This window comes from Chryseobacterium sp. KMC2 (genome assembly GCF_016756935.1).
Classification (GTDB): Bacteria; Bacteroidota; Bacteroidia; order Flavobacteriales; family Weeksellaceae; genus Chryseobacterium; species Chryseobacterium rhizosphaerae.
In genome coordinates, this window is sequence record NZ_JAESIT010000032.1 from 25,365 (window position 1) to 33,157 (window position 7,793).

The 7,793-nt window shown below is 36.6% G+C and carries 11 protein-coding genes; 6 read left to right on the plus strand and 5 right to left on the minus strand.

What is annotated here, in order from left to right; all coding sequences use genetic code 11:
- The first annotated feature begins 25 nt into the window (after positions 1-25).
- Positions 26-1,048, plus strand: coding sequence for a saccharopine dehydrogenase (locus JML65_RS22890; RefSeq protein WP_202272406.1), 1,023 nt, complete (start codon positions 26-28; stop codon positions 1,046-1,048).
- Positions 1,045-1,623, plus strand: coding sequence for an NAD(P)H-dependent oxidoreductase (locus JML65_RS22895; RefSeq protein ID WP_202272408.1), 579 nt, complete (start codon positions 1,045-1,047; stop codon positions 1,621-1,623). The genes JML65_RS22890 and JML65_RS22895 overlap by 4 nt, the downstream gene beginning before the upstream one ends.
- Before the next feature lie 77 nt (positions 1,624-1,700).
- Here the strand turns inward: JML65_RS22895 and JML65_RS22900 are convergent, their stop codons facing one another.
- The 3 genes from JML65_RS22900 to JML65_RS22910 form a co-directional block, all read right to left on the minus strand.
- The gene (locus JML65_RS22900; RefSeq protein ID WP_202272410.1) at positions 1,701-2,423 is read right to left on the minus strand and encodes a siderophore-interacting protein; all 723 of its coding nucleotides are present in this window, start codon (positions 2,421-2,423) and stop codon (positions 1,701-1,703) included.
- A gap of 83 nt (positions 2,424-2,506) precedes the next feature.
- Entirely contained in the window at positions 2,507-3,379 is an 873-nt protein-coding gene (locus JML65_RS22905; protein ID WP_202272412.1) for a helix-turn-helix domain-containing protein, read from the minus strand.
- Between the two features lie 3 nt (positions 3,380-3,382).
- Entirely contained in the window at positions 3,383-4,018 is a 636-nt protein-coding gene (locus tag JML65_RS22910) for a LysE family translocator (protein WP_047486905.1), read from the minus strand.
- Between the two features lie 205 nt (positions 4,019-4,223).
- Here JML65_RS22910 and JML65_RS22915 point away from each other — a divergent pair, with 205 nt between their 5' ends.
- Genes JML65_RS22915 through JML65_RS22930 form a run of 4 tightly spaced genes read left to right on the plus strand, consistent with a single transcriptional unit; the run spans position 4,224 to position 6,972 of the window.
- A complete protein-coding gene (locus tag JML65_RS22915; protein WP_047486902.1) occupies positions 4,224-4,931 on the plus strand; it encodes a hypothetical protein in 708 nt (235 codons plus the stop codon).
- A 25-nt stretch (positions 4,932-4,956) separates the two neighbouring features.
- Entirely contained in the window at positions 4,957-5,562 is a 606-nt protein-coding gene (locus JML65_RS22920) for a hypothetical protein (protein ID WP_115918459.1), read from the plus strand.
- Positions 5,532-6,281, plus strand: a complete 750-nt coding sequence (locus JML65_RS22925) for a sensor histidine kinase (protein WP_084087886.1) — start codon at positions 5,532-5,534, stop codon at positions 6,279-6,281. The genes JML65_RS22920 and JML65_RS22925 overlap by 31 nt, the downstream gene beginning before the upstream one ends.
- A gap of 10 nt (positions 6,282-6,291) precedes the next feature.
- Positions 6,292-6,972, plus strand: coding sequence for a response regulator transcription factor (locus JML65_RS22930; RefSeq protein ID WP_047486893.1), 681 nt, complete (start codon positions 6,292-6,294; stop codon positions 6,970-6,972).
- A 67-nt stretch (positions 6,973-7,039) separates the two neighbouring features.
- Here the strand turns inward: JML65_RS22930 and JML65_RS22935 are convergent, their stop codons facing one another.
- Together JML65_RS22935 and JML65_RS22940 are read right to left on the minus strand one after the other, a co-directional pair.
- On the minus strand, positions 7,040-7,324 hold the full coding sequence (locus tag JML65_RS22935; protein WP_047486890.1) for a RebB family R body protein: 285 nt from the start codon (positions 7,322-7,324) through the stop codon (positions 7,040-7,042).
- 84 nt (positions 7,325-7,408) lie between these two features.
- A complete protein-coding gene (locus JML65_RS22940; RefSeq protein ID WP_202272416.1) occupies positions 7,409-7,693 on the minus strand; it encodes a RebB family R body protein in 285 nt (94 codons plus the stop codon).
- Between the last annotated feature and the right edge of the window lie 100 nt (positions 7,694-7,793).

Here is a 7,793-nt window from a genome sequence, read left to right on the forward strand (position 1 = left end):
CTCTATAATTTTGTAAAAAAAATAGATGAAGCATAATATTCTGATTATTGGTGGAACCGGATTAGTGGGTAAAACGATTGCCCGTATTTTAAAAAAAAGAAATCCTCAGTTCAATATTTTTATTGGGGGACGAAAAGGAGGGAAAACTGATAAAGACCTAAAGATTGACGTCACAGATCCGGGTTCTTTTAGTATAATTTTAGAGAAAAAAATCAACCTGATCATTCTTTCAGTCAATGATAAAACGGATCATGTTCTCCGCTTTGCTATTGACAATAAGATCGATTATCTGGATATCACCAAGCCAACTCCTGATCTGGTAAAAGCCTACGATCTGGCAAAGAACCGAAAAGTCAGCAGCAGAATTGTATTCAGCTCAGGATGGATGGGAGGAATTGTTCCGGGGTTGGCAAATACGCTTTCAGATAGGGTAGATATCCGGGAGATTAAGCTTTTTGTATATTATTCTGTAAAGGATCTGGCTGGAGAAAGCTCTGCTCATTTTATGGCAGAAAATGTGGCTGTTCCTTTCAGTGAATATAAAAATGATCAACCTGTTTCTATCCGGCATTTTTTAAATACTGAAGTTTTTGATTTTTCCTTTGGCATAGGGAAGAGGAGGGCTTATAATTTTGATGTTCCGGATCTTTATATTTTAAACCGGGTAGAAAGAGTTCCTGATGTTAGTGTAAAAATGACTTACAATTCAAAATTTATTACGTGGTTGCTTGGCTCTTTTCAGTACCTTAGAATTTTCAGTATTTTATCTTTAAAAGAAAGAAAGATGATCTTCGGATCCAGTGGAAAAGGAGATCAGTCAGTATTTGAAATTGTTGTAAAAGATAAAGGGATTTGCAGGAAATTAAGTTTACAGAGTACAAAAGGACAGGCAGAATTAACCGCTTTATCAGCAGTGCTGCATACGGAAGAGCTGTTGAGAAACCTTCATGGAAATAATGTTTATTTTGGACACCAGCTGCATGAACCCTTATCATTATTAGCCCAGCTTAATGCATATGAAACCATTAATATCAAGGTAACGCAATGAAAAAAATAGCCATTATCAACGGACATCCAAATAAAGATTCGTTCAATTTTGGAATTGCTGAAGCATACAGAAACGGAGCAAAGGAATCGGGGGCAGAAGTAAAGGAAATTACCATTGCCTATCTCGATTTTAATCCTAATCTGCAATTCGGGTATCAAAAAAGGATGGAACTGGAACCGGATTTGCTTAATGCCTGGGAAATCATTCAATGGGCTGATCACCTGGTTTGGATACATCCTGTTTGGTGGGGTGGCCTGCCCGCCATCACAAAAGGTTTTTTAGACCGGCTTTTCTTGCCGGGAATGGCTTTTAAATACAGGGAAAACTCTGTATGGTGGGATCGGTTTCTGAAAGGGAAAACAGGACATATTATTACCACTTTAGATCAGCCGGGTTGGTATTACCGTCTTTTTTTCGGCAGACCCAGTGTTAATCAGCTTAAAAGATCTACGTTGGAATTTTGCGGTGTAAAACCTGTGAAGGTAACTTATATTGGAGTAATCAGGAATTCTAAGGAAGAACAGCGGAAACATTGGCTGAAAAAGGCAAAAGAATTGGGAAAAAAGATGAAATAAAATGAGGTCCCCCTGATCTTTAATTTTATCTGACAATTAAATCGCTAATAATTGTCAGATAAAATTGTGAGTATCACTTACAATCCTTTCTTTCCTTCTATCCAATAGGCTTGTGACCTGATGCATCTGGAGGATACTCCTTTTGCCTTTAGGAATTTTCTGATCAGTGTCATTGTATTTCCGTTTCCCGTTACATAGAAAATCACATCATCATTGTATATAGCTTGTTTTTCTTCCCTTAAAAAATCAGTTAGAGATTCAATAATAACCATGATGTTATTCTTTGGAGCATGGTATCCGTATAAACTCAGGGTTTCCAGAGCCGAAGAATCTTCCACCTCATGGAGACAGCCAAATAAGAGATTAGATTCTTCAGCTGCTTCTTTAATGGCAAGAGAGCTTCCCAGGGATGTTTCATCACCTATTGAGAAATGCATCATGGCATCGGGATCAAAAAAACGTTTTCCTCTGGGTATTAAGATTTTTATAGAATCTCCTGCTGACAAGTGGGTTACGAAATTACTTCCTGCTGCTGCGGTATCGTGAATATGAAAGAGAATGTCAAATGTACCTGCTTCTCTGTTGAAATTAAAAGGAGAATAATTACGGAAATCCCTATCGTTGACTCTTATTCCTATGGCATAGGCAGGTTCATAATGAATATCCTGCAAGTCTGTGGCAAAACGTATACAGTAAAGCTCATCAGTAATTTTCTTCTTATCGATAACATTACAGTCTTTAAACTTTGAAGACCATACATTTTCCACAGTATCATTGATCCATTTTGGTAGGCTTGGCATAAATAATTTTTTATGACAAAGGAAGCTGTAAAATTAAAATATAGCGATAGCTGTTTCAGGGAATTGGTTGGATTATTCGTGGGTTACTTTCCTGTTTTATTTTTATCCCGAAATGCTGAGGGAGGCTGGCCCACCAGTTTTGAAAATAAACGGCTAAAATAAGTGTGATCACTATATCCCAATTCATAGGCAATTTCCTTTACTGTAAGATGGGTAAAGGCTAATAATCTTTTTGCTTCTATGATAATTTCCTGATGGATCCAGTATTGTGCGGGTTTTCCGGTTACCTCCCGGATTACTTCGGTGAGATATCCTCTTGAAATATTGAGAAGTTCAGCATATTCTGATGGACTTTTCGTGGTTTTAAAATTTTCTCTTATCCTGATTCTGAAAGCTCTTGCCAGCTGCAAAGAACGGTTTTCATCAGATATTTCAGAGGTGGTTTCGCGGGAATATATAAAAGCAAACATCCCGACAAAAGCATTCAATAAAGAGTGAACAACCAAAAGCCCTTCTTTGGATGCGAATGTTTCCTCAGTGAAGGAAGCCTGGAGCATACTGGCAGATGTATTGATCTTTTCCATCCAATTTTTATCGATAGTAATAGGCTTCACTTCGTCCAGGGATTCCTCAAAAACAGCACGTACGGTATCCGGAAGCCAATCTGCCTTTACCGCTACAAACCAACCGCTCACATCTTTCATCAAAAGCCCCTGATGCACCTGATTAGGCAATACACAGAAAATAGAGCTGCCTTGAGATTCAATGATTTTAAAATCAACCATCATTTTTACGTGGCCACTTTCCATACAAGTGAAAATATAATGGCTGTCACGGTGTATCCCTTTATCCAAAATAGTATCTCTTGAATGGTGATAATTTTCATCCAGTCTTTTGATAAGAAAATGATGCTCCGAAATATCACTTAAATCATAGGTGGGAATGGTATGCTTCATCTTTTATTTTGCCTTTGAGAATGCCATCTTTATAGCTAAGCAGGTCAGTACACTAGCCATGAACCACTTTTGTACTCTTATCCAGGCAGGGTTGTGGGCAAAGAATAAAGCCACTCTTGCTGCGGTTAATATGATTAAAAAGTTAACACTAAAACTTACCAGAACCTGTATAACTCCAAGTTCCAAACTCTGGATCAGTACTGATCCATATTCAGGTTTGATAAACTGTGGAAAAAGGGACAGGTAAAAGACAGCTACTTTGGGATTGAGCATACTGGTTAAAAAGCCAATACTGAAAAGCTTTTTAGGACTGTCATGAGATCCGCTTTCATCGACTTCAAAAATGTTTTTGCTCTTAGGTTTAATGGCCTGATAAGCTAAGTATAAAAGATAAATAATTCCTACTGTTTTAAGGACTGTATAAGCGATGGGCACCGCAAATAATACGGCGGTCAACCCAAAAGATACCATAACGATGTGAAACAGAAATCCACAGACTACCCCGATCAATGAAATAAACCCTGACTTCTTTCCTTGCGTTATTGATTTGGATATCAGATAAATCATATTGGGTCCCGGGCTGATTACAAGAACAAGTGCCGCCAGGATAAAGAATAAAAGCTCGTGGAATGGAATCATGATGTAAAGAGGTTTTAAATGAGATCGTTTTGTATTACAAAGATACATACTGCTTCTCATGTTTTTTGAAAAAAAAATAGATGAATATTAATTTTAATTACGTTGTATTATGTTTTCCACACAAAAGTGATTTAAAAATAAATAGGAGTGCATTTTTTTTGTAAATTTCAACACATAAAATAATTATCATTCACAAATAGCTATCATGACTACTGAAAACATCTTTGAAGCCATTAGAAAATGGAAAAATATTATTGATTCTTACAAAAACGGGATTGATACGAATGGGACCAAAATTTTGAATTATTTAAATCAGGGAACCCATTTCAGTGTTTCAGGAGCAGAAATTGAACGGTGGAAAAAAAACCTTACAGGAGAACACCAAAGAATTCATGCTTATGTAGGTATTCATGAGGAACAATTAAAGTTTTTTCTGATTGATTCTACAAGTGATAAAGAGGCTAATTTTGGCGCTATAGTTATTAAAAGCTTTTCCCGTGATTTTGCTGACGGGAAGATGGAAAGCAGTAATGATATGGAATTAAATCCACCTTCAATTACTTCAGAAGCGGCCATAAATAGAAGTTTCAGATGGAATATGTTTGCTACTTCCTGGCTTCAGGCTCAGAAAACAGAAGATTTTTTTCAACTGATCTCTATTCCGTTTTCGGATTATGAAAGAATGGGGATTCTGGATGCTCAGACATGTATCTGCTTCTTTGGGCTCACGAATAACTTAGAAAAAAAAGAAAGTAATTTCCCTTATCATATCGAAATGATTACGGTGAAAAGTTTAGCGATTAACCATATCAGTGAAACTGCAGAAAACTATTCCACTCCACGACCTCCATTTACGATTGATAGTCTCAGTGATTATCAACTTTTGAAGCAAAGCACCAGTGTTTTCGTATAACAGCCTTTCCCTGTACTTGCAAATTATGATTAATCTCGTTTTACTGACAGGGTTGATTGTATTGGTAAAAGAAGGGATAAGAACAAAGTTTCCTGTGATTGTACTTCTTTCAGGAGAGCTGACGTTGGAGATGGCCGACTTAATTGACCGGTTGATGAAATTAAACACGCTTAATACCTATAATTATGCACTCAGCCAGTTTTTTGGACTGGTAGCCCTTACGGTAATTTATAGCAATTATTATATTCAGCTTTCCCGCAAAATCAGATGGATAATCTATTGTTATGCAGGGTTTTTGCTGATTGGTAATATGTTGTATATACAAAACGCTACATCGGTCACTTTCTATTCTAATATCATCAGTAGTATTATTATTTGCAGTTATGCAGCTTCTTATTTCATGAAGATCATCAGAGTAGGAAGAGTTGAAAAAAGTATGTTTATTGTAAACATCGTTGTTTTTCTGTTCTTTTCCGTTGAATGTGTGATCTCTACTACTTTTAATTTTTTAATCAGCAACCATCTGAGCTGGGTAGGGCCCATCTGGCTTCTTAGAGGCGTTTTGTTATTGTCTTTTTATATTGCTTTTATTAATCTGGGATGTGCTGTTGGGAAAATCAGAATCAGGTAGTTGTATGGATATGGATCGGTATTGGGCTATTTTTTTTAACAACATTATTCATCACATTATTGGTTATTAATTATTTAAAAAGTATCAAAAAAAACAAGCAGAAAGTCTCGACGATGTTCAGGGATGTGAAAAAGGAATACGGGGAGCATATGCTGAGCTTACAGGAACAGGATAGGGAACGTTTGGCAGAAGAACTTCATGATAATATCATCTCGCAGCTGAATATTATTCGTTTGACTATCAATGAGAAAAAGCCGGAAGAGCTCAATGTTGATTTAAAAAGATCAATGCAGCTGATTCGGGAATTATCCCATAATCTGACTCCTCCTGATCTCAATGAAATTGATCTTGCAGATTTAATTGCGGATTATCTCGTACCGATTAATAAAAATATAGAAGTTATTTTTCATCATCTTACAATAGAAATAGCAATCAGCAATCCTGTAAAATTAAATATCTTCAGAATCATACAAGAATTAATCACCAATATTCTTAAACATGCTGAAGCTACCAGAGTGGATGTATCCCTAAGAATATCGCTGAATTATCTGATGTTAACCATAGAAGATAATGGTCGTGGCTTTATTATAGGGAATCATTCGGGTGGGATAGGATTAAGAAATGTTCATTCAAGAGCACAAAAAATCAAAGCAATCTATAAACTTAAAACAAAACCTGAGAAAGGAACAAAATTTATCGCCTGTATGGCAATACAATAAAACAATATACATGGAACATTCAAGAATTAAAATAGGCATTGTAGATGATGACCTGCTGTTTGTACAGCTTTTGAAAAATTATATCGAGAATAGCGGCATCTATCAGGTAGTCGTTACAGCAAAAAGTGGGTATCATTTTCTCGCCGAAGAAGATTGTGGCTCTTTGGATATTCTGATTTTAGATTTGAGAATGGCAAATGGTGATGGTCTTGATGTGATGTCTGCCTTGGCCCAAAGAGAAATACAAACTAAAATCGTAGTGCTATCCAGTTTTTATCGCCGTTCTTTTATGGGACAAATGCTAAAAATGGGGGCTCATGCGTTTTTATCTAAAGAAATTGAGCTGGAGGAGCTATTGACTGTCCTCAACACGGTTTACCATACCGGGCATTATTTTTCCAGTGAACAGATTGATGCAATGAGAGGGCAGCTTTCCAACAAGCTTCCTGAATTTCATTCTTTTTCTAAAAATGAACTTACAGAGAGAGAAGTGGAGGTTTTACGATTGGTTTGCCAACAAATGAGTACGAAAGAAATTGCAGATTCCCTGTTTATTTCCCCTAAAACTGTAGAAACCCACAAAACCAATCTTATGATTAAAACAGGAGTGAAGAATATGGCTGGATTGGTCATTTACGCGGTACAAAACAGTATTATTGATGCGAATGAAATTGTTTTGCTAGATAAATAATCATAAAGAATCAGGGAGCACATTGATGTACTCCCTGATAACAAGAAATCTAAAAAACACACTATAATTAAGGATTTAATACTTTAGCCATAGAAACTGCATCGGCTACGGTATCCAGACTGTAGATCTGCAGAATTCCCTGAGTAGTCGCTGCCTGACCTAGAATATTTTGTTGGTTCTGTGCATTTACTGCGTTTTCAAACATAATTCCTGTAGAATGTGCAGCAGATTGATATACGTTGCTCAATGCCATTGCAGGAGATTCTCCTACTACTTTTACGTTCGATTGCGTTACTGCATCTGTGATTTGTTCGTTGACTGTTGTTCCAGCTTTTTCGGTAGGTAATGCCATAGTTATAATTTTTTATGAGGTTTAAAAACAACCGGATTTTCCGGTTGTTTGGATTATAATATTCTGCTTTTCGCAAAAAAAAAATTACGGATTAAGGATTTTAGCCATAGAAACCGCATCTGCAATAGTATCCAGGCTGTATAGTTGTGAGATACCTTGGGTAGTGGCAGCCTGCGTAACTATATTTTGTTGGTTTTGTGAATTCACTGCATTTTCAAACATGATTCCTGTAGAATGTGCCGCTGTTTGGTACACGTTGCTCAGTGCCATTGCGGGAGATTCTCCTACTACTTTTACGTTTGATTGTGTTACTGCGTCTGTGATTTGTTCGTTGACTGTTGATCCTGCTTTTTCGGTAGGTAATGCCATAGTTATAATTTTTTATTAAGTTTAAAACAACCGGTTTTTCCGGTTGCTTGGATGGTATTCTGCTTTTCGCAAAAATGAATTACGGATTAAGGACTTTAGC